1 pseudogene is annotated in these 278 nt (G+C 45.0%); it reads left to right on the top strand.

Annotated elements, in window-relative coordinates:
• Positions 1–114: 114 nt before the first annotated feature.
• A pseudogene (locus M3P05_RS20820) lies at positions 115–219 on the top strand (transposase family protein); the annotation flags it as partial.
• Positions 220–278: the final 59 nt, after the last annotated feature.

The raw sequence follows: 278 nt of genomic DNA, 5'->3' as shown, positions 1-278 counted from the left end.
CAGGGAAAACGCATGAAAACCCTTGCTATCACTGGCTTCAAAGCCTGGTCAAAATTTAACTAATCCTGTAAACCTCCGCTACTTCAGTGGATAAACCAATACTGAAGTAGCACCATGAACGCATTTACTTTGATAGAACATTTTTCAAAACTTCCAGACTATCGCCAGCCCTGGAAAGTTGAGCATAAGCTAACCGACATTTTGCTGCTTGTTATCTGTGTAAAGCGGCTCTTGCGGTCAACCAGAGTGACCAGGTGGGCGTCTTGGCCATAGAAGGG

The sequence above is a fragment of the Parendozoicomonas callyspongiae genome, assembly GCF_023502345.1.
In the GTDB taxonomy this organism is placed as follows: domain Bacteria; phylum Pseudomonadota; class Gammaproteobacteria; order Pseudomonadales; family Endozoicomonadaceae; genus Sansalvadorimonas; species Sansalvadorimonas callyspongiae.
The sequence above is the reverse complement of the archived record's forward strand: the minus strand, read 5'-3'. Positions and strand labels throughout refer to the sequence as shown.